Here is a 26,221-nt window from a genome sequence, read left to right as displayed (position 1 = left end):
AATGAGTTTCCCAGAAAAATCTGGGAAACTCATTTCTTTGAGCGACTCCCAATACCTGAGTAGCAATATCATTCAGGGAATTGAAATGAATCTGTTTTTATGATAGCCTTTGATATGGGAGTGAGGCTCATTTTGTAGTCGCCCCATTTATGGGGCTGTTGCATGAATTGTCCGATTTATCCCCCCACCCAATCTATCGAAGGTGGCGGGATTGTTTAGCGATCAATGCACGAGTCATAAGCTTACGAACGTGCTAAAGATAACAACTGGATTAGAATGGATGGGTGACTGTTCCTTTCTTTTTTTAGCTGCTGTTTTTTGGTTGAACCCTTCATAATGAGTAAACCAAATCTCATCAGGAAAGGCCAGTCATCCATATGGGGTGGGGGGATAAATCGGGCGACTACAGAAAAAGCATGATGGAGAGAACTTTCATCGCACACGATGATCTCGAAAGATCGTTGGAATTGCTGTGGAAGGGGACGCTTATGACTGTTAGCGAGAAGATTACAGAACATGTTCGACACTTACCCGAACCTCTTCAAGCTGAAATACTTGACTTTGTCGAGTATTTGGAGAGTAAGACAGAAATGGAAAATAATAATTTGTGGAGTAACCTCGCCCTCTCTCAAGCACTGAGGGGGATGGAGGAAGAACCCTTTCTTTATTCAGAGAAAACTTCCAGGCGTTTATGATGACTGGTTGATTTGTATGATTTCCTCTCAAATCTAACGAGCTAAAGTCTTCCATTTCTAATTGGATTAAAAATAAGTGATGTGGTTTTCCTAATGACAATGAGACCCGTTAAAGTCATGTGGTGGATTCTTCCCATTGGTGTTCTTGGCATTTCGGGATTTTGGATTTCTCAATCTTTTCATGAACCGGTCTCAGATTTAATCAAGGGACAAGTCATCTATGGAGATATTCGTCAAGTGGTTCGTGGGGTCGGTATTTTGGATGCAAAGGATGTGATTTCGTTAAAGGCCAGTTTCCCCGGCATTTTAGAAAAGGTCTATTGTGAAAAAGGACAAACGCTTCATAAAGATGTACTCCTTTTTAAAATTAAAAATGAGGGTTTTAGCCAGGATATGAGGCTTCTGAAGGCAAAGATTGAACAAGCTAAAGCGGAGTTAAAACGTGTTCAATCCCCTTCAGAAAATACTTCTTTATTCGAAGCCAAAGAGGCTTTAGAAAAAGCCGAGCGGTCATCCGAGGAAACAAAAAAGGAATTTCACGATGAGAAAGAGCTTTATGAAAAAGGGTTTATTTCTAAAAAAAGTTTAGATGAGTTTGAAAATAAATTTGAGACGGCCGAGCGAGAGGCTACTTTAGCGGTTAAAAGGTATGAGACGTTTTCCAAGGGGCCCTCACCTCAAGAGATTGCCTTAAAAAAGGCCGAGCTTTATAAAATGAGATCGGAATGGAAGCATCTTAAGGAGCAATGGAAGGGACATGAAGTGAAGGCCTCTTTTGATGCTTGGGTGGTGGATATTTTGAAAAAGGAAGGGGATACGCTTTCTCTGGGGGATGGAATTGTCAATTTGGTCAATACTGAGGACCCTTGGGTTGTTCAGAGCGAGGTTTATGAGGGGGATGTTCATAAAATTAAAAAGGGAGACACGGCCTGGGTCAAGCTTTTAGGAGAGAGCGAAAGACGGGAGGCCAAAGTGACGGAGGTTTCTCTGGTTGCAAAAAGCTTTGCCAATACACGTAAATTCTCAGTTCAACTTTCTCTGGAGAAACAAATAGAAGGCCCGGTTCGTCTAGGGGTTGGAGCTGATTATGAAATTTTAAGGGATGAGCGAATTCACGTTCTGACCTTACCTATTCAGTTTGTGGTTCGTAAGGCCGAGGAGACAGGCGTTTGGACCCTGAAGAATAGCAAAAAAGAGTTTAGACCCATTAAAACTGGAATGAGCGATGATGTACAGATTGAGATTGTTGAGGGGCTGAAAGAGGGGGAAGAAGTGGTGCTCCCTAGTGAAGAAAATCAAATATCAAAAGTCAAAAATCAAAATTAAGGAGTTCATTAGATTAAGTATTATAAGAAAAGAATCTTCCCTTTTAGTTCAAAGGGGAATTAAAAGGGGTATTATAATTGTATGCAAACAGCCATTCTAAAAGAATTTTCTACCCTGTCGAAGCCTATTTCAAAAAAACCTCCTCGTTCAGTTCTGGTTTCTTTAAAAGCGGTTTCCAAAACCTTTTTTCTAGCTCAGAAAAAGGTGGAAGCGCTTAAAAGTATTACCCTTGAGGTTTATGATGGAGAATTTATTTCTGTTTTAGGGCCGAGTGGATCTGGAAAAAGTACGCTTCTTCATATTTTAGGATTTCTGGCCCGTCCGAGTGAAGGAGCGGTTGTTTTTAGAGGTGAAAATATTTCTTCATTAGGAGAGAAAAAGTTGGCCTCTCTTCGGAGTCAGAAAATAGGTTTTGTTTTTCAATCCTTTCATTTGTTGCCGACTCTTTCAGCTTTAGAAAATGTTGAGCTCCCCTTGATTTATCAGCATGTAGGGTTCAAAACAAGAAGGGCAAGAGCGTTGGAGGCTCTGGAGAAAGTGAACCTTCTTGATCGACAGGATCATTTTCCAAGACAATTATCAGGAGGAGAGTGCCAGAGAGTTGCGATTGCGCGGGCCTTGGTCAGTTCTCCTTCCCTGATCTTAGCGGATGAACCCACTGGAAATTTGGACAGCCAGACGGGAAAAGAGATTTTGGAAGTGTTAAAGACCTTTCATCAAAAGGGCGTAACGCTTGTCCTGGTGACACACGATGCTTCCATTGCCCATGAGGCCGAGCGGAAGATCTATTTAAGAGATGGAAGAATGGAAAAATAGGTGGATAAAATGATTCAGGGGAATCCGTATCATGACATTTTTTATGATGTTTAGGGACAATTTCAAAGTTTCTTGCCAAATGCTTTTGTCTCATAAATTGAGGTCGATTTTAAGCATTATTGGAATTGTTTTTGGAATATTGGCTCTTTTGGTGACCTTGGCGATTGGGGAGGGAACACGGCGTAAAATCATGAAAACGGTTGAGTCCATGGGGGCCAATTTGATTTATGTATCGGCTCGTCCCACTTTGCAAGAGGGAGGACATTTAGACTATTTGCCCTTGACTGAAGCCGAGGGTGAACGCCTGTCTCAATTGAAAGGGATTTCAGCTTATGCCCCAACTTTAAGTTCGGCTTTATTGATGAGAATCGAGAATGTGGATCGGGCCATGACCGTGGAAGGGGTGACATCCTCTTATCAAATAGTGCGGGAATTAAAAATGGCATCGGGCCGATTTTTGGCGGATCAAGATTTGGAAAATCAGAAGAGAGTAGTCGTTATCGGTTCAGATTTGGCAAGAGAACTTTTTCACTCTCAGAACCCGTTAAGGCAAATTCTTCATATCTGGGAAGGAAGTTTTCAAATTGTTGGGGTCTTGGAGAAAAAGGGCAGAACGGTCGGGGTCGATTTTGATCATCAGATTTTAATGCCTCTTTCTTCTTTACAGGAGATTCAAGGGCATTTTCGGGAAATTCAAGGGATATGGATTCGGGCCCAGGAGTCCGATTTAACGCAACAAGTGATGGATCAAACGCGACGTCTTTTAAATCGTCAAGATATCGAGATTTGGAATCAGGAGGCCCTTCTTTCACAGAAAAGTCGAATGACGCGAGCTTTTCAATGGGCGCTCGGGGCCATTGCTTTTGTGAGTCTTTTGATTGGGGGAATTGGGATGATGAATGTTCTTTTAGTTTCAGTTGCAGAGCGGGTGAAAGAAATTGGTCTTCGCAAGGCTGTGGGCGCAACATCGTGGGATATTTTGTTTCAATTTATATTTGAGTCACTCTTTTTGACTTTTATGGGGGCCGGAATTGGAATTTTGTTAGGGATTTGGGTGGGAGATTCTGTGGCATGGTCTTTGAATGTGTGGCTTCCAGGGACTGAGAGGTGGGAGGCCGTATTTTCTTGGAATACCGTGGGGGCAGCCCTTCATTTTACCCTTTGGATGGGACTGATCTTTGGCCTTTATCCAGCCTCCAAGGCGTCCCGTTTAGATCCTTGCGAGGCCCTTTCGTATCTTTAGTTATAAAAAAATTCGAAATCATTTGAAAGGGAGATTCATTTTTTGTTACACTCCGTTGGATTATTTTTAGTAATAAGCTGGACATATCATTCTACCAAGAATACTCTGATACTCTTTGGAAATGGTCCCGATTTTGATTTGGATGGTGCGCTTTTAACTAAACCCAGATTTTGCAATAGACGCGAGAACTCAAGAGCAAGAGCTTGAGCCAGATTGGCCTGAAGACAAGGTCCCCGAAGGGGGAAACGTAGGCATACATTGACAGATGTCTGTCGAGGCTTTCTGAAGGCCAAGGTGGCCAAGATCTTGCGTCGAATTCCGCGGCCTATTGCAAATTCTGGGTTAAATCAAATTAGTTTGGAGTCAGATGGATTCTCTGATTCAAGAACGTTTTCAAGAGTTGCCTAATGGGTCGGTATTAGAAGTCCCTTCATCTCGAGTTTTATCTTCCCGCGAGGAGATTTTCGATTATAATTTTTCTGATTTGGATCTTGACCCGATGTGGTTTACCCCTTTTTGGTATGCGCTTTATACACGGTCCCGTCATGAGAAATTTCTGAGTCAAGAATTGCAAAAAAAGGGGATTGAATGTTTTCTTCCTCTGCGCAAAATCAAAAAGCAATGGTCGGATCGGAGAATCATCATTGAAGAACCTCTATTTAGAAGTTACATTTTTGTTCACTTTCCTTTTATCAATCGCGATAAAATTTTAAATACCAAAGGAGCTGTTCGTTTTGTTGGAGATAGAGATGAGATTGCTGTTCAAGTTCCTGAGGCAGAGATTTTGGCGATTCAAAAATTTGTTGAAGAGGAGATTCGAATCGACCCCTTTCCCTATTTAAAAGTTGGAGAGCCTGTTCGAGTGAAGTCGGGTCCCTTTAAAGGGGTAGAAGGTTTTGTGGTGAGAAAGGATAAAAATTGTCGTTTGGTGGTTTCATTTGATCTCATTATGAAGTCCATATCGATCGAGATTGATGAAGCAAATATTGAGATGATATGAAAATAATGAAAATCCAAAAATCAAACATCAAAAATCTTGTCGGACAATGTAAAACTTAAAATGTCTCCTTCGCAATAGCATTAGGAATTTTTGGAAGCACAAGATAAAACGTTGAAAAAAATGCTAGGTCACATTCAGGAAAAAAGATGTGACTGAAAGGGCGGAGCTCTGTGTCTTCAGAGGGAGAGACTATGAGTTTAAAGGAAGACAAATATCTGGTTCGTCTCAGAGAGATGGTCACTGATTTTTTCAAAGGGGAGGATGCCAAGGTTGTTCTATATGGCTCACGAGCAAGAGGAACACATCACGCAACTTCGGATGTGGATATTGGGATTATTCCAAAGGGGAAGCAGGAGATAAAGATTTTTCTTCTGAGGGAGAAAATTGAAGAGTCAACGATTCCTTACAAAGTGGATGTTGTGAATTTGAAAGAGGCCTCTCCGCGGTTTAAGAGAGCAGTCATGAAGGATGCCGTGATATGGAAGAATTAGATTTAAAGTATCAGAGTGCTAAAAAAGCGTTCAAGACTTTAGAAGCGATTCTCAAAGAGCGCTACTCCGTCATTGTGAGAGACGCAACCATTCAGAGATTTGAGTATACCTTCGAAGTGTTTTGGAAATTGATGCGGTCTTATCTCAGAGAGAAAGAAGGGAGTGAGACTAACTCGCCTAAATCATGTTTCAGAGAAGTTTTTTCAGCGGGGCTTACCACGGCTGAAGACACAGAACTCTTATTGAAGATGACAGATAGTAGAAATAAAACTTCACATACTTACGATGAAAATATAGCAGAAGAGATTTATAAAGATGTTAAAATTTATGCCCCTTTGATGAAAAGATTACTGAATCTTTTAGAGAGTCGTTTGTGAACCGTCTCTATGACATTCTTATTGTGGGGGGAGGGATTGTGGGGTGTTCTCTCGCAAAAGAATTAGGGCGGCGTTTTGATCGCGTGCTCGTCTTGGAAAAAGAAAATGGCGTTGCCTTTCATACCAGCGGGCGCAATAGCGGTGTCATTCATTCTGGATTTAATCAAAAGCCCGGTACATTAAAGGCCCAGCTTTGTGTGGATGGAAATCGTCAGACTCGGGCTTATTGCAAGGAAAGACAGATTCCTTGTGAAGAGGTGGGAACTTATGTGGTTGCAACCCGCGAGGAGGAGCTCCCTAGTCTTCATCAATTAAAGGCGAAGGGAGATAAAAATGGGGTTCCTGGAATTGAAATCCTCTCCATCGAAGAAGTACGTCGTCGTGAGCCCAATGTCAAGGGTCTTGCGGCCCTTTTTTCCCCTACGGGCGCCATTGTCGATTCAGTAAAATTTGCCCAAGCCTTGCGTGACGATGCCGAGCGGTTGGGGGTTGGTTTTGGATTTGGGGAAGAAGTGATGCACATTAAGGAAAGAAAAGACGAGGTTAAGGTTTCAACAAATCGATGGACGTATCAGGCTCAATTGTTGATTAATTGTGCGGGCCTTCATGCCGATCGCTTGGCCCACTTAATGAAGGTGGGTCGGGAATATATGATTAATCCTTTTCGAGGGGAGTACTTTGTAGTGGGAGGAAAAAGCGTCTCCATTATCAATTCCATGATTTATCCCGTTCCCAATCCTGAATTTCCTTTTTTGGGAGTTCATCTCACTAAAACTATTGCAGGTTCGATTCTCATTGGGCCCAATGCCGTTCCAGCCTTTGGAAGAGAGGCCTACAGTAAATGGAGTTTTAATTTGAAAGATTTTTCTCAAATGATTTTTCATCGCGGACTTTGGAAGGCCCTTCGAACAAATCGCCTCTTAAGGGAGGTCGCTTGGAGTGAATTAAAAAATTCGTGCAGCAAAAAACATTTTTTAAAAGAGGCAAGCCGACTAGTGGATGGACTTCGATTAGAAGATTTAACTTTAGCCAAAAGAGTTGGAATTCGGGCCCAGCTCATTCGATCGGACGGCCAATTTCAAGATGATTTGGTAGTTGAAACGACTCGCCGTTCCATTCATCTCTTGAATGTGGTCTCTCCCGGAATGACCTCGGCGCTTCCTTTTGCCCAATGGCTTTCGAAAGGAATTGCCGATGGGCTTTATTGGAGATATCCCCGGCAAGAGGCGGCGGCGTGATGAATTCCGAAAAGATTGAAAAGGAGGTTTCAGTTTATTTCAAAAGGCGTCCGCGTACGCATCTTGTGGCCGTCTATCTCTATGGTTCTTTTGCTAAAAGTCAGCAGAATCGTTGGAGTGATATTGATATGGGCCTTTTGTACGAGAGGGGAAAGGATCCATCGTATAGAGAGCTCGTTCAAATGAAGATGGAGCTTTCAGAAAAGTTTAATCGAGATGTGGACTTGGTTAATTTGGATGAGGTTTCACCCATTTTGAAGCATCAGGTCATTAAATACGGAAAGTGTTTAATGGTCAAGAAGCCGCGGATCGCTCAGGAATTTTTCATCAGGGCTTTGAATGAGTATTTTGATTTAAAACAAGTTCGCCTCCCTGTTGAAAAGGCGTTGGTGAAATGGAGCATTTATGATTGACGCAGACATCATTTTAGAAAAATCGGCCATTGTTCATCGTTGTTTGAAGCGTATTGTCGAGATGACAGGATTAAAGGCTTCTAAATTGGATGACATGATGATTCAGGACGCTTTCGTTTTGAATTTGCAAAGGGCCATTCAAGCCGCCATGGATTTGGCGGCCCATGTTGTCTCGGAAGAAAAACTCGGGATGCCAACCAGCCTTAAAGATCAGTTTAAATTTCTTGCCGAGGGTAAAATAATCGATGCTTCTTTATCGAAGCATCTTCAAGCGATGGTTGGATTTCGCAATATTGCTGTTCATCAATATCAGGAGTTGAATGTTGACATATTAAAAAAAATTCTTCAGAACCATTTGAAGGATTTGGAAGATTTTACTAAGACTCTCTTGAAGCATTATTGCGTTTCAGAAAAAGTTCTTGCTAAGAAGGTTAAAAGAAGGAAGTGAGTCCAGTGTCCGAAAAAAAAGAAAGGGTGTTCACTCCAGGTGAACCTCGCATCTTCTTAGAAAAATATTTTGAGATGGCCGCTGCCTCCTTGGTCCCAGGGTTTGAGGTTTTAGATACTCTTGTTTCGATAAAAGAAGTTTTGGAAGAGACTCAGCGGGCTGGGAAGAAGGTGATGGTCGCGGGAAATGGCGGAAGCGCCGGAATTGCAGGGCATTTGAGCGTTGATCTCACGAAAAGTGCAGGTGTACGGTGTATCAATTTTAATGAGGCGGGACTCATTACTTGCTTCTCAAATGATTACGGCTATGAACGCTGGGTGGAAAAGGCGGTCTATTTTTATGGCGAACCTGGCGATACTTTAATTGTGATTTCTTCCAGCGGACGATCTAAGAATATTTTAAATGGTTGTCAAGCGGCTCGTCAAAAGCAATGTGGAAAAATTATAACGCTTTCAGGATTTGAGCCTGATAATCCCTTAAGGCAGTTGGGGGATATCAATTTATGGGTTGGGAGTAAGGCCTATAATATTGTCGAAACAATTCATCAGCTTTGGCTTTTGGCTGTTGTCGATCTTATCATTGGAAAAGCTGAATATTCATCCGATCGGGAAACGGTGCTTTTGAGTGAGAAAGGGGGGAGAGAATTTTGAAAGGATTAAAAAATAGGCTACAAATTTGAAATTTACCGATACGAGTCCTGACGCAGAGAGGGTGCAGATCAAGCTTTTGCGGGAGGCTGGAAGGCCTCGTCGTTTTGAAATCATGTGTTCTTTGACTCATTTCATAAATCAACTTTCCAGAAGAGCGATCGCCAGACGGAATCCCGAGATGGCATCGGAGGAAAGGAATCTTCTTTTTCTGTCGTTGAATTATGGCCCCGAATTATCCGAACGTGTGAAGCGATATCAGCAAATAGCCAAACATGGATAATTCGGATATTCTTTTGGCGCTTCGAAACGTGATCACTGCTTTTGAGGCGTTGGATGTTTCTTATCAAATAGGGGGTTCAGTGGCTAGTTCTGTTTGTGGTGTGCCACGTACGACCCTAGATATTGATCTAGTAGCTAACATTTGCAAGGCACAGATTCAACCTTTAATTAAGCGCTTATCAGATCAATACTATATTTCGGAAGAATCCATGGTCGAGGCTATTCAAAACAGGTCTTCATTTAACCTGATACATTTGCAAACAATGATGAAGATAGATATTTTTATTTTAAAGGACCGTGAATACGATTATGAGGCTTTTCGAAGAAAAGAAAAAGATGTTTTGGGACAGGAATCTGGCGGGTTAGAGTGCTATTTTGCCTCCGCTGAGGATGTTATTCTTAATAAGCTAGAATGGTATAACATGTCGGGTAGAATTTCAGATCGTCAGTGGTCGGATGTTCTCGGTGTGATGAAGGTGCAAGGTAAAGAACTTCAGGTCCCTTATCTTAGAGATTGGGCAAAAAAACTTAAGGTAGATGATTTGCTTGAAAAGGCATTTTGCGAAGCGGGGTTGGGTGTTTAAATAAGAATTTATATTCTCAGGGTGTGTTGACTATTGATAGCAGGGGTGTTTTATGATCGCTAAAAAATCTAAGAAATCTCGTATCACGTCATCAGAAAGAGTCCCCTATTATTTTAAGCCGGCCAATCTCTCTTATGAGGATTGGCAGAAGGCCTTGCGGCGGCAGTATGCGTTGGATCAGAATTTCAAGGTTAAGAATCTCAATGGGCATCCTGTCTTTTCTGATTTTGAGGTGACGAATCCTCAAAATCAAAAAGTTTACAAGGTCGCGATTCGAAGCGAAAAGATCGGTCTTAATTATTGTTCCTGCCCCGATTTTAAAATCAATACGTTGGGCACCTGTAAGCATATTGAGTACACGCTTCATCAGCTCAAAAGAAAGCGCGGGGCCTCTGCCATTTTTAAGCAGGGTTTTACGCCGTCTTATTCTTCTATCTCTTTGAGGTATGGGATGGAAAGGAAAGTTGTCTTGAGGATAGGACTTCGCCAGATCGATTCTTTGAAGAAGCTCGCCTCAGGATATTTTGATGAGAATCATGTCCTTCTCCCCCAGGCCTACGATCACTTCGAAAAATTCCTGGAGGCGGTACTAAGACTCGATCCGCAATTCCGCTGTTACTCTGATGCGTTTCAATTTATTGTTGAGATGAGGGAGGATCGTCGCAGACGGCGTTTGATAGAGGAGCGGTATTCACAAGGGGTTCATGACCCTCGTTTGGATGCGCTTCTTAAGACCTCGCTTTATCCCTATCAGAAGGAAGGCATTCTCTTTGCGGCAAAGGCAGGCCGTGCCCTGATCGCGGATGACATGGGGTTAGGGAAGACGATTCAAGCGATGGGGGCAGCCGAGTTGATGGCGAAAGAATTTGGGATTGAGAAGGTTCTTGTCATTTGCCCAACGTCTTTAAAGTATCAATGGCTCTCGGAGATAGAAAAGTTTACAACGCGGTCCGCATGCGCCATTGAGGGATCTTTTCTTAAGAGAAGAGAGCAATATTTGGGGCCTGAATTTTTTAAGATCGCGACCTATCATGCGGTTCAAAATGATTTAGAGGTTATTCAAAAATTTTCCCCGGATTTGGTGATTTTGGATGAGGCCCAGCGCATTAAAAATTGGAAAACCAGAACGGCTCGAAATATTAAGAGAATCGCATCTCCTTATGCGCTTGTTCTTACGGGAACGCCTCTGGAGAACCGTCTTGAAGAACTTCACTCGATTGTGGAATTTGTGGATCGTTTTAAATTGGGGCCGCTCTTTCGATTTTTGGAGAAGCATCAAGTTTTGGATGAAAATGGAAAGGTGGTGGGCTACCGGTCCTTGCATGAAATTGGCTCGAGCCTCTCTTCTATTCTCATCCGTCGTCACAAAAAAGAGGTGCTTGAGCAGTTGCCGCCCCGAATCGAGAAGCATTTTTTTGTTCCGGTCACAGAAGAACAATGGAAAATTCATCAGGAAAATTACGAGACCGTTTGTCGTTTGGTCAACAAATGGCGGCGGTTTAAATTTTTGTCTGAAAAGGATCGGCAGATCTTGATGATTTGCCTCAATTCCATGCGCATGGTGAGTAATAACACGTTTATTTTGGATGAGAAGACTCGCAAAGGGCCTAAAATTGATGAGATGATGACATTTCTAAAAGAGGTATTTGAGCGAGAGGAAGAAAAGGTCGTGATCTTCAGTCAGTGGGAAAGGATGACGCGTTTGGTAGCGGAACGACTCGAAGAGATTGGAGTTGGATTTGAATCTTTGCATGGCGGGGTGCCGAGTCGGCAGCGCAAGGATCTCTTGCACCGGTTTCATCACGATCCTAAGGCAAGAGTGTTTCTCTCCACAGACGCAGGGGGTGTGGGGCTCAATCTACAATGTGCCTCCATGGTCATCAATTTGGATTGTCCCTGGAACCCGGCTGTTTTGGAGCAGCGTATCGCGAGGGTTCATCGGCTGGGGCAAAAGAAACCTGTTCATGTGGTTCACTTTATCTCTTCAGGGACCATTGAAGAGGAGTTGCTGAAACTTCTCAAATTTAAGAGATCCCTTTTCGAAGGGGTTTTGGATGGGGGTCAAAGCGAGGTCTTTATGGGAGAAGACAGGTTTAAGCGCTTTATGAAGACGGTGGAGCTTGTGGCAAAGTCTTCTTCTGGGGTCGCCCCCAAGCTTGAGCCTAAAGAGGTCACGCAAGACACCGGTTCAGAGTTTGAAAGAGAGGAACAAGAATCCGAGGGAGCTGAGGCGCCCCTTCAACCCATGCATGAACTGATGACGGCGGGTGTTACACTGCTCGAAAAATTGAGAGACGTCATTTCAAAATCTTCTTCGGGATCAACTTCTTTTTCATCTTTTGTTGAAAAGGATCAGAACACCGGGCGGCCTATTTTAAAAATTCCGCTTCCTAATGAGGAAGTTTTGAACAAATTGAACCACGTTTGGAATGTTCTGGCAGAGGCGCTCAAGAAATAGATCATGAATTCAAAAAGATGAAAAGAGAATAATGGCTCAGGAAATATCAGCTTCATCGGTTTCTTCTATTCCCAAAATCATCATTCGTTCTTCCAAGGGATGGGTTCCCATTGATTGGAAGGCCTTGTGGGATTTTAGGGAGCTTCTCTATTTTCTGACCTGGCGGGATATCAAGGTCAGGTATAAGCAAACGGTTTTGGGGGCTCTTTGGGCGATTATCCAACCTTTCTTTAGCATGGTCGTATTCACCATTTTCTTTGGAAAAATTGCCCGCCTTCCCTCGGATGGCGTTCCTTATCCTATTTTTTCTTATTCAGGGCTTCTTCTTTGGACTTATTTTTCAGGAGCCCTCTCTCACTCAGGGGCGAGTCTCGTGGGGAGTTCAAATCTCTTGACCAAGGTGTATTTCCCACGACTTGTGATCCCTCTTTCAGCCACTCTTTCGGGATTGATGGACTATGCCATTGCGGTGGTTATTCTCCTGGGCATGATGTTTTACTACGGCTTTCCTCCCAGTGTGTCTTTTCTCATGCTCCCCGCGATTGTTTTCTTCTCGATGATCGCTGCGACAGGGTGGGGGCTTTGGCTTTCCGCGCTTAATGTGAAATATCGGGACATTCAATATGCGCTTCCCTTTTTTATTCAGTTGATGCTCTTCGCAACGCCGGTCATTTATCCCGCTTCAATGGTGCCAGAAAAATATCGCTGGCTTTTGATGCTCAATCCCATGAGTGGTTTAATCGAGGCCCATCGGGCCTGTTTCCTCGCACATCAACCCATTCATTGGGGCTCTTTAGGAATTTCTGTTGCTGTGGCCGTTATTATTTTTGTGGGCGGACTTTTTTATTTTCGTAGGACGGAGCGCTTTTTTGCGGATGTGGTGTAAGGATAGGCGAGTGCTCAGGATCAATAGCATGAATGGACAAAGGCGAAACTTGGTGAAAACAGGGATTGTTTTATTAAAATAAAAAAGGCATATACACTTGACTCAAGTATTCTTGATCCGTCAAGCGTAGTCGCCCGATTTATCGGGCAATCCATGCATGGCCCCATAAATGGGGTGACTACAAATGGACGACATCTTTAAGTCAAGTGCATATGCCTAAAATAAAATTATAGAAGAGGGTATGAGATGCCAGAAATAAGCAGGTTTCTTGGGATGGTTATTTGTATGTACTTCAATGATCATTCTCCTCCCCATTTTCATGTTCAATACAATTGGTTTAGGAGGGCATAAAAATGTATTGGGTTGTCAAGGCAGAATATGTAGAGAATTTTAAAATAAGGGTTTTTTTTAATGATAAAATCGAGGGGATTGTGGATTTGCATGAGATGGTTCATCATGATCATAGGTCGATCGTCAAGGAGTTAAAAGATGAAAAGAGGTTTAAGAAGTTTAAAGTAGAAATGGATACCATCGTTTGGGAAAATGGTTTGGATCTGGCTCCTGAGTTTCTTCATGACAAGGTGCAAAGATAAATATGTCTTACTTTAGAAGAAAAGAACTATTTTTTGCGGATGTGGTGTAAAAAATGGGGTCAATTTGCTTCTTTGCTAAATCGAGTCCAGGAATCTGATACATGCTAAAATGCTGGTGAGGGAGGTCTGTGTATGAGTATATTTAAAGTCAATGTGATTGCGCTTCATCCATCTGATTTGAAAAAGAGCACCTTGCCTCTTGAGGTGCTCGTAGATACAGGCTCAGAGCTGACCTGGTTACCGGCAGAGGTCCTGATGGGAATAGGGGTTTTACCTCTTCGAAAACGAAGTTTTCAAACGGCAACCAAGCAACTTGTCGAAAGAGAAGTGGGCTATGCGGTTTTGCGTGTTGAGGGCTTTGAAACCATTGACGAAGTTGTCTTTGCTGAAAAGGGGGATATGCATCTTCTTGGAGTGCGTACGTTAGAAGGTTTTGGGGTCATGGTAGATAATATTGCGCATCGATTTGTTGCAACGACGACACTCGCGGTGTAGGGGAGGTACCACATTTTGAATATCAGAAAGGAACGGAGCGTTTTTTTGCGGATGTAGTGTAAGAGAACATGGGTTTAATTTGCTTTACATCCTCTTCAGAATAGTGTACTCTTATTGTGTACATAGTTGGAGAGGAGGACAATCGTGAATATCAATGTTAAAGAGGCGAGGAATCAGTTTGCTTCCTTGCTAAACCGGGTTCAGGAAGGGGATGAGGTGAGTATTCTTCGTCATGGTAAGGAGGTGGCTCGTCTCATTCCTCCTCAAAGAGGAGTTCGGCATCTGCCAAGTCTAAAGGCGTTTCGCTCGACGATTCGCATGAAGGGTGAATCCTTAAGTTCTCTTGTGATTCGAGCCAGAGGTGAGGAACGCTGTTAATGTTTTATATCGATACGAGCGTTTTGGTCGCCTACTATTGCCCTGAAGCTTTGAGCGATAAAGTGGAACATTATCTCATGAGGGGACAATCTGTCATCAGCCCTTTGACGGAGGTAGAATTATTTTCAGCGGTGTCCAGAAAGATTCGTGAAGGACAAATGCAGTCCACAGATGGCAGGCGAGTTCTTGCAAGATATCTTTCTCATGCTGAGGGAAGTTTTTATTTGAAGGTTGCCATTGAGACTCACCATTATCGGCTGGCCAGGGATTGGCTTGGAGAGTTTAGCACGCCTCTGAGAAGTTTCGATGCGCTGCATTTGGCCGTTGCCGTGTCAGAAGATTTAACCCCCTTGACCGCAGACCGGGCCTTTTCAAAATCCGCAAATGCATTGGGGATTAAGACGGTGTTCTTGGAAGTTTGAAAAGATGGACCGATTTTTTGTGGATGGGGTGTAAATGAATATCTATGTTGAATTGACGGAACGATTTAATGAAGGAAAACTGCGGGCAGTTCTTTCCTCGGGTCAGGCCGTCGTGTTACACCATCTTGCTGTGATGAGTAAGGATGGTGATTGGATACTCAAAGAAGAACTTGAGACCCTGGGGCATGTTTTGCAAGTTTTGTCCCAGTATGGGGCACAATACCGATTTGGAGCACCCTTGGATGTTCGATGGCTATCGGGTGGTTGGAGTTCTCATCTGGAATTTGGCTATAACAATTTACGAGTAAGGACGGATTTTGTTACGCGTCCCCCGAGAATACCCCAAGTTGCTTTGGATAGACTATGGGTAGAACAAGAAGGAAAGGATATTCCTTTTGTGGATATTAAGACCTTGATAGAAATAAAAGAGACGAATCGGGAGAAGGATTATGCTGTGATTGGGGAACTGGCTCGGATGCTCTCCAGTGCAAAGGATCAAATGCTTTACTCAAGGAGTGCAAGAGATATTATGATGCTTGCAGCAAAACATCCTGAAATTTTGTTAGAGCTTGTAATCGAACGCCCTCTCCTGGGTAAAATTTCGCAAGGCAGGTTAGCTCTTGAACAAGCACTTGATGAGGAGAAACGACATCTTATTCATGCAAATGAAGCGCGACTAGAGGCCTACATGAAAGCGGCTGAGGAATGGTCAAAGATGTGGATTCAAGTGGAGAAAGAGGTGCGAGGATATCCTCTTCTTGAAGCGCATCATCTAATTGCAACTCGGGCATCTGGGGTGCTGCCGTTTTCAGTTTGAGGAGGATTTGATGATGGAAAAAATAAAAGACGAATTCTTAAGTGAAGAAGATCTTGATTTGCGCAATTTATCGGAGGAAGAGCTCTTTGCCTATTGGGATATGTGGCTAGAGCAAGCACAATTAACAAATGAATACGATAAGAATTCATACTCTCATGGGGTATTTGCCGTTGAATATCAGAATGGATTTTCGAGAGAACGATGCTGGCATAGGGGATATTCTGACGAAGAAATATGACATTGCTCTTACAACAGAGGAAGAGTTAATGCAAATACCCAGATTGGGCAGAATCAAGGCTAAAACGATTCGAGAGTTAGTTTCGAAGTGAAAAGTATTCCTAGACTTTTAACAATAACTTATGTCTGACAACATCGCCATTCGGGTTGAAAATGTAGGGAAGCTCTACAAAATTGGGGAGCGGGAGTGTTACTATAGTTTTCGCGATCGTTTAACGCAGCTTGCTACAGCCCCTTTTCGTTTCGCCAACTCGAAGATCAGAAGATTACAGAACTTTGGAAAATCTTTGAACTCTTCAACCTTTGAACCTTTGAACGATAATGAAATTTGGGCGTTGAAAGATGTCTCTTTTGAAATCAAGCAAGGCGAGGTCGTTGGTGTCATTGGTCGCAATGGCGCCGGGAAAAGTACGCTCCTCAAAATTCTTTCCCGCATTACAGAGCCCACAGAGGGCAGGGCGGAAATTCACGGTCGTGTTCGAAGCCTCTTGGAAGTGGGGACGGGCTTCCATCCAGAGCTTACGGGGCGAGAAAATATTTTTCTCAATGGCGCGATCATGGGGATGAAACGAATCGAAATTCGAAGAAAATTTGATGAAATTGTTGCTTTTGCTGAAGTGGAGAAGTTTATCGATACGCCTGTCAAACGCTATTCAAGCGGAATGTATGTGCGGTTAGCGTTTGCTGTTGCGGCACATCTGGAGCCTGAGGTGCTTTTGGTGGATGAGGTTCTTGCTGTTGGCGACGCCGAATTTCAGAAGAAGTGTTTGGGAAAAATGGGGGATGTTGCGAAAGAGGGGCGCACGGTTGTGATTGTATCTCACAATATGCCGAGCATTATGAATTTGTGCCCGAGAGCTCTTCTCTTAAAAGAAGGAGAAGTGGTTAAAAATGGATCTGCCGCTGAAGTTGTTCAGGAGTATCTGGCCGTGGCTCGCTCTTTAGGAGGAGAGATGGTTTGGCCAGATGTTGCGAATGCTCCCGGGAATGACCTTGTTCGTCTTCATTCAGTACGAATTTTTCAGGATGGGGTGGAAGGACCTACGGCAGATGTAGATATATCGAAGGAAATTCGAATTGAGATTACCTATTGGAATTTGAAATCGCAAACAAAATTGTATGCAGCAATTTGGCTACGAGATCCGGTCGGAACTTACGTTCTTTCTTCTAGTAATCATAGATCCATTTCATTGACCGAAGACCCATGGAGCGGACAACCTTATCCGGTGGGTCTGTTTCAGACTGTATGTATCATACCCGGTAATTTTTTAAATGAAGGACTCTATAGTATTGCGGCCATTATTGGTAAAGGGATTTCGGATACACAAATTCTTCAAGATTATGTTCTGTCATTTAATGTTCACGATACAGGTGAAATGAGGAAAGAATATTATGGGAGATGGTGTGGTACTGTTCGACCTCGTCTAGCTTGGAGTACAGATTTTCTCGGTGAGAGAACAGCTGTTGAGGGAGTTTATTAAGATGCGTTGCTTGGTTACAGGAGGAGCTGGTTTTATCGGAAGTCATCTGGTCGAACGTCTGCTTCCGCCTCGTCTGCTTCGTCAGACTCGGTCGGCCACGCTCAACATACTGTAAAGTATGCCTCGCATGGCCTCGGTCGTCTTCCTCGCATCCAAAGCGGACTCGGCGCTCTCGCGACGAAATCTGATGAGAAATGCGGGCTAAAGATTTATAAAATGGGTGTCGAAAATGTGATTGACATAAGGCCTTTATTTCAAAACATAGACTGGGTTTTTCATTTAGCTGCCTTGGCTGATATTGTCCCTTCAATTCAAGAACCTCTCAAATATCATCGATCAAATGTCGATGGAACAGTCTCCGTTTTAGAGGCAGCACGCTTGTCAGGTGTCAAACGCTTTATCTACGTAGCTTCTTCTTCTTGTTATGGAATTCCCGATCAATATCCTACGCCAGAAACGGCGCCGATTCGACCGATGTACCCTTATGCTTTAACCAAATATTTGGGTGAACAATATGTGCTTCACTGGGAGAAGACTTACAAGATGCCTGCCGTTTCTCTTCGATTTTTTAATGTGTATGGTCCTCGGTCTAGGACAACAGGAACTTATGGGGCGGTTTTTGGTGTTTTTCTGGCCCAGAAATTAGCGGGGAAACCCTTCACCGTTGTGGGAGATGGTAATCAAACCAGAGATTTTACTTTTGTCACGGATGTAGCGGATGCACTTCTTCGGGCAGCCGAATCAAATGTGTCAGGCGAGATTTTTAATGTGGGGTCTGGGAATACTTATCGTGTGAACGAGTTGGTAGAATTATTGGGCGGGGATGTGATTCATATTCCCAAACGACCTGGAGAACCCAATTGTACCTTTGCGGATATCAATAAAATAAAGCGGATTTTACACTGGCAACCCAAAGTTTCCTTTCAAAAGGGTGTTCGCATCATGCTGGATCACATTGACGCGTGGCGGGATGCCCCGCTCTGGGATAAAGATTCTATTGAAGTTGCGACGAAAGATTGGTTTAAGCATCTGGGTTAACAGATTAGGAAGTTTGTTTTAGGAGAATGGAGTAATTTTTGGCAAACGTGGATTAGAAAAATATGTTTACGGCCCCTTTAAAAAAAGAATTGACGAAAGAACTTGTTTCCTGTCTTTCATCCGACAAAGAGATTCAGCGTATTGTTATATTTGGTTCATTTTTAAAATCAGAAAATCCGCATGACATGGATGTAGCAATATTTCAAAGCAGCAACAAATCATATCTACAACTAGCTTTAAAATATAGAAAGCAAATACGTCCTGTGCTTCTTAAAATCGCTGTAGACATCATCCCGGTAAGACCCCATGTACAAAATGATTTCTTTTTATCGGAAATAAATAGGGGGGAGATTGTCTATGAACGATGAAACTCATGATTGGCTCCAAATATGCTGAAGAGAATCTTGAGGCAGCAAAGATATTGCTTAAAAGCCATCTTTACAACCCCTGTCTTCAAAACTTACAACAATCTTCAGAAAAATATCTCAAGGCGTTGTGTATAGAATTGTCGATGGGTTTAAAGAAGACTCATAACATACATGAATTAATAATGTTGCTTAGAAAAGCAGGAAAAGAAATAGTTGTTTCCGAAGATGAATGTGATTTACTAGATTTCGATTTATCTTCCATCAAAATATCCTCTCAGCAGTGTCCTTCCAAACTTCGAGCCAGACGAGAGGGTTTGTATCCAATGCATGAAGATTGTTTCGAAAATTGCAGATTGTATTCAAGATCATCTCCGTGGATAAGTTTATGTTACAACTGAAAGATGGAAAAATTAAAACCCTTGATGTTTTAGCGCAAGAGCTTGAAGCCCTTCGTTTGCAAGATAAAAAAATCGTTCACTGCCATGGAGTCTTTGATTTATTACATGTGGGACATCTGCGATATTTTAAAGAGGCCAAGGCCATGGGAGATATTTTGGTGGTCACGTTAACGCCTGACCGATTTGTGAATAGGGGTCCGATGCGCCCGGTTTTTACGCAGGACCATCGCGCAGAAATGATCGCCAGTTTAGATGTTGTTGATCACGTGGCCATCAACGAATGGCCTACCGCAGTGGAAACGATTCGGTGTTTGAAGCCTCATATTTATGTAAAGGGGCCTGACTATCGCGATCATCAAAAGGATGTGACGGGGATGATTGGCCTCGAAGAGGAGTCGGTACGCTTTGTGAATGGAGAAATTCGGTATACGAATGATGTTACGTTTAGCTCGTCAGCTCTTTTAAATCAGCATTTTCCCCTTTATACGAGAGAGCAAATGGAGTATCTCGATCGGATCAAAGGGAAATATTCTTCCCAGGCCATTAGAGAATATTTGAGCCAATTATCCAGTCTTAGAGTTCTTTTAATCGGTGAAGCCATTATAGATGAATATGTTTTTTGTAATGCCATTGGGAAGTCTGCAAAAGAACCGATGCTGGTCATGCAAAAACTTCAAACAGAGGCTTATGCAGGGGGCGTGTTAGCGATCGCGAATCACCTGTCAGATTTTTGCCAGAAAATCACCATTGCGAGTTATGAGGGCAATACTCGAGATCGAAACGATTTTGTTTTAAATCATCTGAAACCCAATGTTCATCTAGATTGCATCACAAAATCCAATTCCCCGACTCTTGTGAAAACGCGTTATGTGGATGCTTATACGAAGTCTAAGCTTTTCGGAGTTTATGAAATCAATGATGAACTGATCACAAGTGATGAAGAAGATGTTCTTCTCTCAAAATTGAAGCAGCATTTACCAGATCATGACCTTATCATTGTGGCAGACTATGGGCATGGCTTAATTTCAGAGAAGATTGTAGAGTTTTTAATGAAGGAGAAAAAATTTTTAGCTGTTAATACTCAGGTAAATGCTTCTAACATTGGTTATCACACCATTTCAAAATATCCCCGAGCAGATTATGTTTGTATTCACGAGGGGGAATTGCGTCATGAATATAGAACACGAACCAAGGATGAAAAAGTTCTGGTTGAACAACTTTATCGCCGGATGGGATGTGAAACCGTTGTCATGACCAGAGGTGTGAAAGGGGCTTTGGCTTATCGGGAAGAAGAGGGTTTCTTAAGTTGTCCACCCTTTGCAAATAAAGTGGTGGACCGTATTGGGGCTGGAGACACGTTGCTCGGGATTACGTCTGCCTGCTTTGGAGGAGGCCTTCCTACCGATCTTTCCTTGCTGCTCGGTAATCTTGCGGCGGCTGAAAAGGTGGGTGTCATGGGGACAGGGCTGGCCATTTCGAAGATTGGACTCCTGAAAAGTATGGAAACCCTTTTGAAATAACGTTCATCTCTTTTATCCGAAAAGATTCGAAGTTTTTTGGATAAATGGTAGAATTGGTCTGTCTGAGAAGGGGATACTATGGGTTATATCCATGCAGAAATTCAACTTAAAAATCCACGGTTGCCAAAGTTAAAGGTGGTATTAACAAAGGCCATGGTGGATACAGGCGCCTTAACGCTTTGTATTCCGGAACATGTTGCGTTGCAGTTGAAGCTCGAGGAAAATAACAAAAGGGAAGTGACGACTGCTGACGGAAAACGGCATCTGGTTTCGTATGTTGGACCTGTAGAGGTAATATTTGAGAATCGTAATTGTTTTGTTGGGGCCCTTGTGATAGGTGATGAAGTTCTGTTGGGAGCTGTGCCCATGGAGGATATGGATTTAATCGTATCCCCCGCTCATCGCAAGCTTGTGGTTAACCCGGAAAGTCCAAATTTTCCTCACGCGTTAGTGAAATAGTATGATCCAAACAGTTTATATCACAGGCGGTGCCGGATACGTGGGGTCGGTTCTTGTTCCTAAGCTTTTAGGCAGGGGGTATCGTGTTAAAGTGATTGATCTTTTCATCTATGGAGATCATGTTTTTGATTCTGTCAAAAATCATTCTAATCTAGAAATCATCAAGGGAGATATCAGAGATCAGGCTCTTTTGAAGAAGACAGTGCCAGGCGCAGATGCCCTGATTCATTTGGCTTGTATCTCCAACGACCCCAGTTTTGAATTGGATCCCGCTTTAGGAAAATCCATCAATTATGATGCCTTTGTTCATCTTGTCAAAATTGCTAAAGAAAGTGGCGTGAAGCGATTTGTTTATGCTTCTTCTTCCAGCGTTTATGGAATTAAAGAAGGAGATGTAACAGAGGATTTACCTCTCATGCCCCTCACGGATTATTCAAAATATAAGGCGTTGTGCGAAGAGGTTTTGCTCAAAGAGAGAACAAAAGATTTTGTCACCTTGATTTTAAGACCCGCAACGGTTTGTGGCTATTCTCCGCGTTTACGTTTAGATTTAACCGTAAATATTTTAACCAATCATGCCTTTACGAATCGGGTGATTAAGGTTTTTGGAGGGGATCAACTTCGTCCTAATATTCATATTGAAGACATGACAGACCTCTATGTGAAGTCTTTAGAATGGCCGGATGAAAAAATAGATGGAAAAATTTTTAACGCAGGTTATGACAACCGCAAGGTGATGGACATTGCTCAAATGGTGAAGAAAATTGTGGGCCAAGATGTAAAGGTGGTGACAACACCTACGGACGACAATCGGTCTTACCATGTTTCTTCAGAAAAAATTAAAAGAGAATTGGGATTTATTCCAAAGCATACGATTGAGGATGCGGTGAGAGATTTGGTTGAAGCATTTCAAGCAAACAAAATTCCTGATTCTATGACGGACCCACGCTACTACAATATTAAGACCATGCAAAAAATGCAGTTGAGGTGAGGGGTAGAGTGGTGAGTGGTAAAAGTACCTCTCACCAATAACCACTCACTCTTATTACCCTATGGAAGTCCAAATTCTAAAAAAACTATACTACCAAATGCTCCGCATTCGCAAAATCGAGGAAAAGATTGCGGAGCTTTATCCAGAACAGGAAATGCGTTGTCCGATACATCTTTGTATTGGTCAGGAAGCCGTTGCTGTCGGTGTTTGTCAGGCGTTGACCCAGGGAGATTATGCGATGAGCGGTCATCGTGCTCACGGCCATTATTTAGCTAAGGGTGGGGATCTTAGAAAAATGATGGCGGAGCTTTATGGAAAGGGGACGGGCTGCTCAAAAGGTAAGGGCGGGTCCATGCATTTGATTGATCTTTCAGTTGGTTTTCTGGGGTCTACGCCCATTGTGGGAAGTACGATTCCTATTGGGGTTGGAGCCGCCTTGGGGACTCAAATGAAAAAAGAATCTCGTGTGACCACGGTTTTCTTTGGAGAGGCGGCGACTGAAGAAGGTGTGTTTCATGAGAGTATTAATTTTGCTGTTTTGAAAAAACTGCCGGTGATTTTTATTTGTGAAAATAATTTATATTCTGTCTATTCGCCTCTGGAAGTTCGCCAGCCCGAAAATCGTGAAGTTTTTGAACTGGTGTGCGGGTACGGCATTGAAAGCCATAAAGCGGATGGCAATGATGTCGTGGCGGTTTTTACGCTTGCCCAAAAAGCCATTCAGAAGGCACGTGAAGGCAAAGGCCCCTCTTTTCTTGAGTTTACGACCTACCGCTGGCGCGAGCATTGCGGTCCAAATTTTGACAATGACTTGGGTTATCGAACGCCTGAAGAATTTGAAATTTGGAAAAAGAAATGTCCTCTTGAAAATTTCCGAAAAAAATTACTAAACGAAAACAGTATTACGGAAGAAGAATTAAATCAAATGGCAAAATTGATTGATGATGAGGTAGAAGGATCGGTTCAATTTGCTAAACAAAGTCCTTTTCCAGAAGAATCAGCGCTTTATGAGAATGTCTATGCCTAGAGAACTTAAATTTTTTGAAGCCATTCGCGAAGCGACCACGCTTTGCATGGAGAGCAATCCGAGCGTTTATATCATGGGATTGGGAGTGCCGGATCCGAAAGGTATTTTTGGGACGACTTCAGGCCTACAAGAAAAGTTTGGAAATGGGCGTGTGATGGATATGCCCGTTTCAGAAAATGGGATGACGGGCGTTGCGATCGGTTCAGCCCTTGTGGGGATGAGACCGATTCTAACGCATCAGCGAATTGATTTTGCCATGCTTGCCATGGAGCCAATGGTGAATCAGGCCGCTAAATGGCATTACATGTTTGGAGGCGAAGCCCATGTTCCCTTGGTAGTTCGCTTAATTATAGGTCGAGGTTGGGGGCAAGGGCCTCAGCATTCACAAAGCCTTCAGTCTTGGTTTGCACATGTGCCAGGTTTGAAAGTGGTCATGCCGGTCACTCCTTATGATGCAAAGGGCCTTTTGATTTCAAGCATTGAGGACAATAATCCTGTCATTTTTATTGAGCATCGATGGCTGCACAATATAGTGCGGAAAACAGGACGATTAATTGTTGCAGATACGAGCTGGAAATCTTTTGGAGCTTCTGCAGAGATTATTGCCTTGGTTGCTGAAAAAGCCATGAACGAACTCAAATGTGCTCCAAAACGCGTTGCCCTTCCAGATGTCCCCACTCCTACGACGCCCACTCTCGCAAAACGATTTTATCCCCGAGCCACTGAGATGGTTGCAGCAACACGTGAAATGTTTCAAAGAGATCATCTTGAAGAGGAGATTCCGTTCTCGGCGATTCATTTGGATGTTCCAGATCCTGCGTTTCGAGGGCCTTTTTAAAAATGCAGAATACAGAAGACAGAATACAGAAGACAGAACACAGAAGACAAAAGGTTGCAGTCCTTGGAAGCAATTCTTTCTCTGGAAGTGATTTTATAGATTTGCTTTTAGAGGAAGGGCGTTTCGAAGTGATGGGGGCGAGCCGTTCTCCAGAAAAGACGGAGCTTTTTTTGCCCTATAAACGCCACTCTGTAAATGGGAATTTTAAATTTCATCAATTGGATTTTAATAAAGACATGTCGCGTATTTTAGAAACTTTGGATCAGTTTCAGCCAGAATACATCGTTAATTTTGCAGCGCAAAGCGAAGTGGCTCCAAGTTGGGAAAATCCTCATCATTGGTTTCAGACCAATACCGTGGCCTTGGCGCAATTAATTCATCATCTCAAAGATAAGAAATATTTGAAGCGATATGTACATATTTCTTCTCCCGAGGTTTATGGAACCTGTGAGGGGAATGTGACAGAGACTTCTCCCATGAATCCCTCGACTCCCTACGCTGCCTTTGGGACAAGATAAAGCTTATGTGATTGATTCGACAAAAGTGAGGAAAACTTTAGGGTGGTCTTCAAGAATTTCTCTCGAAGAAGGTCTTAAAGGGGTTGTGAATTGGATTGATCAATTTTGGGATCAAGTTACGAAGGAGCCTTTGGATTATGTTCACAAGCCCTAATTTCAAAAATCTGATTATGAGTGATGTGTCTGAAGCAGGAGATGATGCATGTCAAAAAAACGCAAATCTCCAACCACTGGTTGAAGAAATTAGCTGGACGAAACATCTGGGGGTGAAGGACGAATGTACCTTCGCATTTATGGGAAATCAAGGAGTATTTGAATGAAATCTGGCGAGATCACTTCAAAAGCCTATGGTCAATTCCTGCATGAAATCAAATCACGCATTGTTTCTGCCCGCATTGGTTCCGCACGCTCGATTAATAAAGATCTTATTAAACTATACTGGGATATTGGCAAGAGCATTGTTGAGCGCCAGGAAAAATATAAATGGGGGCAAAGGGTTGTTGAACAATTATCCCATGACCTTAACCGTGAGTATCCAAGTTTGGAAGGCTTTTCACCGGATAATCTATGGCGGATGCGAATGTTTTATCTTGAATACAAGGATGATGTAAAACTGGCACAGCTTGTGCCAGAAATTCCATGGGGTCATAATATTCTTATTATGCAGAAAATTAAGGATCTCAAAGAACGGGAATATTATATTAACGAATCATCCAAATTAGGATGGTCAAGAAATGTTCTTTTGAATCAAATCAAAGCTGATGCCTATCGACTCCACTTGAAGAAAAAACAACACAATTACGAGAAAGTTTTACCAGCATATTTGGCAGAACAGGCCGATGAATCACTTAAAAGCGTCTACAACCTTGATTTTCTTGGGATAACCAGACCTTTTGTGGAGCGGGAGCTTGAAAAACGGCTTATTGAAAAAATGAAACATTTTATTCTTGAGCTTGGTGCCGGGTTTTCATTTATCGGTAATCAATACCGGCTTGAGATAGACGGGGAAGAATATTTCATAGATTTGCTTTTCTTTAACCGAAAGCTCAAATGCCTTGTTGCCATTGAGCTGAAAACAGGAAAATTTCAGCCTGAATATGCAGGGAAAATGGATTTTTATCTTCATTTATTGAATGATAAAGTGCGTTTCAAAGATGAAAATCCTTCCATTGGTATTATCCTTTGCGCCGAGAAGAAAAATATCGTTGTAGAATATGCCCTTCGAAGTGTTAAGAACCCTATGGGTGTGTCTCAATATCATTTAACAAATAAAATTCCATCAGATCTTAAGAAAATTTTACCTCCTGAAAAAGAACTGAAAAGCCAGCTTCTAGAGGAGATGAAAAATTGATGGATTTTAAACAGCCCTATGACCGTGCCAAATATATTTTCTTCTTAAGAACCCAACTGCTGTCCGAAACATTGGAATTTGGAAACATTCGCGTTAATTCGGTCGCCACTTCTAAAGACCTTTGGATGCTGGCGAAACTTAGTAAGTCAATGGACCCCATCATTCATGAAGCACTTTGATCGGTCTTGACGGGATAAGAAGCCGAAAAGGAGTGGCGGTGGATAAGAGTCGTCTTAAACCTTTGGGTGTTATCCAGAATTGCTTCAATTCACGAAACACTGTCTCGTAAATTAAAGCAGGGACGAGTAATTCAAAACATGAGAAAAATGATATACCTTAATGAATCGCTTATTGGGACATTTCAGAGAACTGCTTGGCAGAAAATG

The 26,221-nt window shown here is 42.7% G+C and carries 35 protein-coding genes; all 35 read left to right on the top strand.

Annotated features, from left to right (window positions below):
• The first annotated feature begins 488 nt into the window (after nucleotides 1–488).
• The 35 genes from HYS07_05205 to HYS07_05035 all read left to right on the top strand — a co-directional run bounded on the left by HYS07_05205 (nucleotide 489) and on the right by HYS07_05035 (nucleotide 26,014).
• Nucleotides 489–695, top strand: a complete 207-nt coding sequence (locus HYS07_05205) for a DUF2281 domain-containing protein (protein ID MBI1870577.1) — start codon at nucleotides 489–491, stop codon at nucleotides 693–695.
• Nucleotides 696–812: 117 nt separating this feature from the next.
• Nucleotides 813–2,021, top strand: a complete 1,209-nt coding sequence (locus HYS07_05200; GenBank protein MBI1870576.1) for an HlyD family efflux transporter periplasmic adaptor subunit — start codon at nucleotides 813–815, stop codon at nucleotides 2,019–2,021.
• Nucleotides 2,022–2,102: 81 nt separating this feature from the next.
• Nucleotides 2,103–2,837 carry an ABC transporter ATP-binding protein gene (locus HYS07_05195; protein ID MBI1870575.1) on the top strand — a complete coding sequence of 245 codons (735 nt, stop codon included), beginning with the start codon at nucleotides 2,103–2,105 and terminating at the stop codon, nucleotides 2,835–2,837.
• 31 nt (nucleotides 2,838–2,868) lie between these two features.
• Complete coding sequence (locus HYS07_05190; GenBank protein MBI1870574.1) at nucleotides 2,869–4,080, top strand: ABC transporter permease; 1,212 nt, start codon at nucleotides 2,869–2,871, stop codon at nucleotides 4,078–4,080.
• A 367-nt stretch (nucleotides 4,081–4,447) separates the two neighbouring features.
• Nucleotides 4,448–5,080: a UpxY family transcription antiterminator gene (locus tag HYS07_05185; protein ID MBI1870573.1), complete on the top strand. Its 633-nt coding sequence runs from the start codon at nucleotides 4,448–4,450 to the stop codon at nucleotides 5,078–5,080.
• Nucleotides 5,081–5,271: 191 nt separating this feature from the next.
• Nucleotides 5,272–5,571 (top strand): nucleotidyltransferase domain-containing protein, encoded by a 300-nt coding sequence (locus HYS07_05180; protein MBI1870572.1) that lies wholly within the window; start codon nucleotides 5,272–5,274, stop codon nucleotides 5,569–5,571.
• Nucleotides 5,559–5,948: a nucleotidyltransferase substrate binding protein gene (locus tag HYS07_05175; GenBank protein MBI1870571.1), complete on the top strand. Its 390-nt coding sequence runs from the start codon at nucleotides 5,559–5,561 to the stop codon at nucleotides 5,946–5,948. The genes HYS07_05180 and HYS07_05175 overlap by 13 nt, the downstream gene beginning before the upstream one ends.
• Nucleotides 5,945–7,186 (top strand): L-2-hydroxyglutarate oxidase, encoded by a 1,242-nt coding sequence (gene lhgO / locus HYS07_05170; protein MBI1870570.1) that lies wholly within the window; start codon nucleotides 5,945–5,947, stop codon nucleotides 7,184–7,186. Before HYS07_05175 ends, lhgO begins: the two co-directional genes overlap by 4 nt.
• On the top strand, nucleotides 7,186–7,599 hold the full coding sequence (locus tag HYS07_05165) for a nucleotidyltransferase domain-containing protein (GenBank protein MBI1870569.1): 414 nt from the start codon (nucleotides 7,186–7,188) through the stop codon (nucleotides 7,597–7,599). Before lhgO ends, HYS07_05165 begins: the two co-directional genes overlap by 1 nt.
• A complete protein-coding gene (locus HYS07_05160) occupies nucleotides 7,592–8,047 on the top strand; it encodes a DUF86 domain-containing protein (GenBank protein ID MBI1870568.1) in 456 nt (151 codons plus the stop codon). Before HYS07_05165 ends, HYS07_05160 begins: the two co-directional genes overlap by 8 nt.
• A gap of 74 nt (nucleotides 8,048–8,121) precedes the next feature.
• Complete coding sequence (locus HYS07_05155) at nucleotides 8,122–8,697, top strand: SIS domain-containing protein (GenBank protein MBI1870567.1); 576 nt, start codon at nucleotides 8,122–8,124, stop codon at nucleotides 8,695–8,697.
• A 272-nt stretch (nucleotides 8,698–8,969) separates the two neighbouring features.
• On the top strand, nucleotides 8,970–9,560 hold the full coding sequence (locus HYS07_05150; protein MBI1870566.1) for a hypothetical protein: 591 nt from the start codon (nucleotides 8,970–8,972) through the stop codon (nucleotides 9,558–9,560).
• A 52-nt stretch (nucleotides 9,561–9,612) separates the two neighbouring features.
• Nucleotides 9,613–12,018, top strand: a complete 2,406-nt coding sequence (locus HYS07_05145) for a DEAD/DEAH box helicase (protein ID MBI1870565.1) — start codon at nucleotides 9,613–9,615, stop codon at nucleotides 12,016–12,018.
• Nucleotides 12,019–12,049: 31 nt separating this feature from the next.
• A complete protein-coding gene (locus HYS07_05140) occupies nucleotides 12,050–12,904 on the top strand; it encodes an ABC transporter permease (protein ID MBI1870564.1) in 855 nt (284 codons plus the stop codon).
• Nucleotides 12,905–13,150: 246 nt separating this feature from the next.
• Nucleotides 13,151–13,255 (top strand): DUF4160 domain-containing protein, encoded by a 105-nt coding sequence (locus HYS07_05135; GenBank protein ID MBI1870563.1) that lies wholly within the window; start codon nucleotides 13,151–13,153, stop codon nucleotides 13,253–13,255.
• 2 nt (nucleotides 13,256–13,257) lie between these two features.
• On the top strand, nucleotides 13,258–13,497 hold the full coding sequence (locus HYS07_05130; GenBank protein ID MBI1870562.1) for a DUF2442 domain-containing protein: 240 nt from the start codon (nucleotides 13,258–13,260) through the stop codon (nucleotides 13,495–13,497).
• Nucleotides 13,498–13,629: 132 nt separating this feature from the next.
• Complete coding sequence (locus HYS07_05125) at nucleotides 13,630–13,992, top strand: hypothetical protein (GenBank protein MBI1870561.1); 363 nt, start codon at nucleotides 13,630–13,632, stop codon at nucleotides 13,990–13,992.
• A 144-nt stretch (nucleotides 13,993–14,136) separates the two neighbouring features.
• Nucleotides 14,137–14,370 carry a type II toxin-antitoxin system prevent-host-death family antitoxin gene (locus HYS07_05120; GenBank protein ID MBI1870560.1) on the top strand — a complete coding sequence of 78 codons (234 nt, stop codon included), beginning with the start codon at nucleotides 14,137–14,139 and terminating at the stop codon, nucleotides 14,368–14,370.
• Nucleotides 14,370–14,792 carry a type II toxin-antitoxin system VapC family toxin gene (locus HYS07_05115; protein MBI1870559.1) on the top strand — a complete coding sequence of 141 codons (423 nt, stop codon included), beginning with the start codon at nucleotides 14,370–14,372 and terminating at the stop codon, nucleotides 14,790–14,792. The genes HYS07_05120 and HYS07_05115 overlap by 1 nt, the downstream gene beginning before the upstream one ends.
• Nucleotides 14,793–14,826: 34 nt before the next feature.
• Nucleotides 14,827–15,609, top strand: a complete 783-nt coding sequence (locus tag HYS07_05110; GenBank protein MBI1870558.1) for a hypothetical protein — start codon at nucleotides 14,827–14,829, stop codon at nucleotides 15,607–15,609.
• A 10-nt stretch (nucleotides 15,610–15,619) separates the two neighbouring features.
• Entirely contained in the window at nucleotides 15,620–15,847 is a 228-nt protein-coding gene (locus HYS07_05105; GenBank protein MBI1870557.1) for a hypothetical protein, read from the top strand.
• Nucleotides 15,848–15,968: 121 nt separating this feature from the next.
• Nucleotides 15,969–17,327: an ABC transporter ATP-binding protein gene (locus HYS07_05100; protein ID MBI1870556.1), complete on the top strand. Its 1,359-nt coding sequence runs from the start codon at nucleotides 15,969–15,971 to the stop codon at nucleotides 17,325–17,327.
• Between the two features lies 1 nt (nucleotide 17,328).
• Complete coding sequence (locus HYS07_05095) at nucleotides 17,329–17,442, top strand: NAD-dependent epimerase/dehydratase family protein (protein MBI1870555.1); 114 nt, start codon at nucleotides 17,329–17,331, stop codon at nucleotides 17,440–17,442.
• 101 nt (nucleotides 17,443–17,543) lie between these two features.
• Nucleotides 17,544–18,365, top strand: coding sequence for a GDP-mannose 4,6-dehydratase (locus HYS07_05090; GenBank protein ID MBI1870554.1), 822 nt, complete (start codon nucleotides 17,544–17,546; stop codon nucleotides 18,363–18,365).
• Between the two features lie 62 nt (nucleotides 18,366–18,427).
• Complete coding sequence (locus HYS07_05085; protein ID MBI1870553.1) at nucleotides 18,428–18,733, top strand: nucleotidyltransferase domain-containing protein; 306 nt, start codon at nucleotides 18,428–18,430, stop codon at nucleotides 18,731–18,733.
• On the top strand, nucleotides 18,730–19,131 hold the full coding sequence (locus HYS07_05080) for a HEPN domain-containing protein (GenBank protein MBI1870552.1): 402 nt from the start codon (nucleotides 18,730–18,732) through the stop codon (nucleotides 19,129–19,131). The genes HYS07_05085 and HYS07_05080 overlap by 4 nt, the downstream gene beginning before the upstream one ends.
• Nucleotides 19,119–20,651, top strand: a complete 1,533-nt coding sequence (locus HYS07_05075) for an adenylyltransferase/cytidyltransferase family protein (GenBank protein ID MBI1870551.1) — start codon at nucleotides 19,119–19,121, stop codon at nucleotides 20,649–20,651. The genes HYS07_05080 and HYS07_05075 overlap by 13 nt, the downstream gene beginning before the upstream one ends.
• A 78-nt stretch (nucleotides 20,652–20,729) precedes the next feature.
• On the top strand, nucleotides 20,730–21,110 hold the full coding sequence (locus HYS07_05070; protein ID MBI1870550.1) for a clan AA aspartic protease: 381 nt from the start codon (nucleotides 20,730–20,732) through the stop codon (nucleotides 21,108–21,110).
• Between the two features lies 1 nt (nucleotide 21,111).
• Nucleotides 21,112–22,101, top strand: a complete 990-nt coding sequence (locus tag HYS07_05065; protein ID MBI1870549.1) for an SDR family oxidoreductase — start codon at nucleotides 21,112–21,114, stop codon at nucleotides 22,099–22,101.
• Between the two features lie 61 nt (nucleotides 22,102–22,162).
• Nucleotides 22,163–23,128, top strand: coding sequence for a thiamine pyrophosphate-dependent dehydrogenase E1 component subunit alpha (locus HYS07_05060; protein MBI1870548.1), 966 nt, complete (start codon nucleotides 22,163–22,165; stop codon nucleotides 23,126–23,128).
• The gene (locus tag HYS07_05055; GenBank protein MBI1870547.1) at nucleotides 23,121–23,966 is read left to right on the top strand and encodes an alpha-ketoacid dehydrogenase subunit beta; all 846 of its coding nucleotides are present in this window, start codon (nucleotides 23,121–23,123) and stop codon (nucleotides 23,964–23,966) included. Before HYS07_05060 ends, HYS07_05055 begins: the two co-directional genes overlap by 8 nt.
• 2 nt (nucleotides 23,967–23,968) lie before the next feature.
• Nucleotides 23,969–24,484: a GDP-mannose 4,6-dehydratase gene (locus tag HYS07_05050; GenBank protein MBI1870546.1), complete on the top strand. Its 516-nt coding sequence runs from the start codon at nucleotides 23,969–23,971 to the stop codon at nucleotides 24,482–24,484.
• 7 nt (nucleotides 24,485–24,491) lie between these two features.
• Nucleotides 24,492–24,638 (top strand): hypothetical protein, encoded by a 147-nt coding sequence (locus HYS07_05045; GenBank protein MBI1870545.1) that lies wholly within the window; start codon nucleotides 24,492–24,494, stop codon nucleotides 24,636–24,638.
• Between the two features lie 162 nt (nucleotides 24,639–24,800).
• On the top strand, nucleotides 24,801–25,835 hold the full coding sequence (locus HYS07_05040; GenBank protein ID MBI1870544.1) for a DUF1016 domain-containing protein: 1,035 nt from the start codon (nucleotides 24,801–24,803) through the stop codon (nucleotides 25,833–25,835).
• Entirely contained in the window at nucleotides 25,832–26,014 is a 183-nt protein-coding gene (locus HYS07_05035) for a hypothetical protein (GenBank protein ID MBI1870543.1), read from the top strand. Before HYS07_05040 ends, HYS07_05035 begins: the two co-directional genes overlap by 4 nt.
• The last annotated feature ends 207 nt before the right edge of the window (nucleotides 26,015–26,221 follow it).

It is taken from the genome of Chlamydiota bacterium, from assembly GCA_016178055.1.
GTDB lineage: Bacteria > Auribacterota > JACPWU01 > JACPWU01 > JACPWU01 > JACOUC01.
This window is presented reverse-complemented; position numbering and strand designations above follow the sequence as displayed.

Coding starts and splice junctions, on each gene's coding strand:
- HYS07_05185 (MBI1870573.1), top strand. CDS start 4,448: ATGGATTCTCTGATTCAAGAACGTTTTCAAGAGTTGCCTAATGGGTCG.
- HYS07_05040 (MBI1870544.1), top strand. CDS start 24,801: ATGAAATCTGGCGAGATCACTTCAAAAGCCTATGGTCAATTCCTGCAT.
- HYS07_05050 (MBI1870546.1), top strand. CDS start 23,969: ATGCAGAATACAGAAGACAGAATACAGAAGACAGAACACAGAAGACAA.
- HYS07_05195 (MBI1870575.1), top strand. CDS start 2,103: ATGCAAACAGCCATTCTAAAAGAATTTTCTACCCTGTCGAAGCCTATT.
- HYS07_05085 (MBI1870553.1), top strand. CDS start 18,428: ATGTTTACGGCCCCTTTAAAAAAAGAATTGACGAAAGAACTTGTTTCC.
- HYS07_05070 (MBI1870550.1), top strand. CDS start 20,730: ATGGGTTATATCCATGCAGAAATTCAACTTAAAAATCCACGGTTGCCA.
- HYS07_05175 (MBI1870571.1), top strand. CDS start 5,559: ATGGAAGAATTAGATTTAAAGTATCAGAGTGCTAAAAAAGCGTTCAAG.
- HYS07_05135 (MBI1870563.1), top strand. CDS start 13,151: ATGCCAGAAATAAGCAGGTTTCTTGGGATGGTTATTTGTATGTACTTC.
- HYS07_05075 (MBI1870551.1), top strand. CDS start 19,119: ATGTTACAACTGAAAGATGGAAAAATTAAAACCCTTGATGTTTTAGCG.
- HYS07_05115 (MBI1870559.1), top strand. CDS start 14,370: ATGTTTTATATCGATACGAGCGTTTTGGTCGCCTACTATTGCCCTGAA.
- HYS07_05095 (MBI1870555.1), top strand. CDS start 17,329: ATGCGTTGCTTGGTTACAGGAGGAGCTGGTTTTATCGGAAGTCATCTG.
- HYS07_05100 (MBI1870556.1), top strand. CDS start 15,969: ATGTCTGACAACATCGCCATTCGGGTTGAAAATGTAGGGAAGCTCTAC.
- HYS07_05110 (MBI1870558.1), top strand. CDS start 14,827: ATGAATATCTATGTTGAATTGACGGAACGATTTAATGAAGGAAAACTG.
- HYS07_05190 (MBI1870574.1), top strand. CDS start 2,869: ATGACATTTTTTATGATGTTTAGGGACAATTTCAAAGTTTCTTGCCAA.
- HYS07_05200 (MBI1870576.1), top strand. CDS start 813: ATGTGGTGGATTCTTCCCATTGGTGTTCTTGGCATTTCGGGATTTTGG.
- HYS07_05155 (MBI1870567.1), top strand. CDS start 8,122: ATGGCCGCTGCCTCCTTGGTCCCAGGGTTTGAGGTTTTAGATACTCTT.
- HYS07_05065 (MBI1870549.1), top strand. CDS start 21,112: ATGATCCAAACAGTTTATATCACAGGCGGTGCCGGATACGTGGGGTCG.
- HYS07_05060 (MBI1870548.1), top strand. CDS start 22,163: ATGGAAGTCCAAATTCTAAAAAAACTATACTACCAAATGCTCCGCATT.
- HYS07_05080 (MBI1870552.1), top strand. CDS start 18,730: ATGAAACTCATGATTGGCTCCAAATATGCTGAAGAGAATCTTGAGGCA.
- HYS07_05145 (MBI1870565.1), top strand. CDS start 9,613: ATGATCGCTAAAAAATCTAAGAAATCTCGTATCACGTCATCAGAAAGA.
- HYS07_05205 (MBI1870577.1), top strand. CDS start 489: ATGACTGTTAGCGAGAAGATTACAGAACATGTTCGACACTTACCCGAA.
- HYS07_05055 (MBI1870547.1), top strand. CDS start 23,121: ATGCCTAGAGAACTTAAATTTTTTGAAGCCATTCGCGAAGCGACCACG.
- HYS07_05125 (MBI1870561.1), top strand. CDS start 13,630: ATGAGTATATTTAAAGTCAATGTGATTGCGCTTCATCCATCTGATTTG.
- HYS07_05165 (MBI1870569.1), top strand. CDS start 7,186: ATGAATTCCGAAAAGATTGAAAAGGAGGTTTCAGTTTATTTCAAAAGG.
- HYS07_05140 (MBI1870564.1), top strand. CDS start 12,050: ATGGCTCAGGAAATATCAGCTTCATCGGTTTCTTCTATTCCCAAAATC.
- HYS07_05105 (MBI1870557.1), top strand. CDS start 15,620: ATGATGGAAAAAATAAAAGACGAATTCTTAAGTGAAGAAGATCTTGAT.
- HYS07_05090 (MBI1870554.1), top strand. CDS start 17,544: ATGGGTGTCGAAAATGTGATTGACATAAGGCCTTTATTTCAAAACATA.
- HYS07_05150 (MBI1870566.1), top strand. CDS start 8,970: ATGGATAATTCGGATATTCTTTTGGCGCTTCGAAACGTGATCACTGCT.
- HYS07_05160 (MBI1870568.1), top strand. CDS start 7,592: ATGATTGACGCAGACATCATTTTAGAAAAATCGGCCATTGTTCATCGT.
- HYS07_05180 (MBI1870572.1), top strand. CDS start 5,272: ATGAGTTTAAAGGAAGACAAATATCTGGTTCGTCTCAGAGAGATGGTC.
- HYS07_05130 (MBI1870562.1), top strand. CDS start 13,258: ATGTATTGGGTTGTCAAGGCAGAATATGTAGAGAATTTTAAAATAAGG.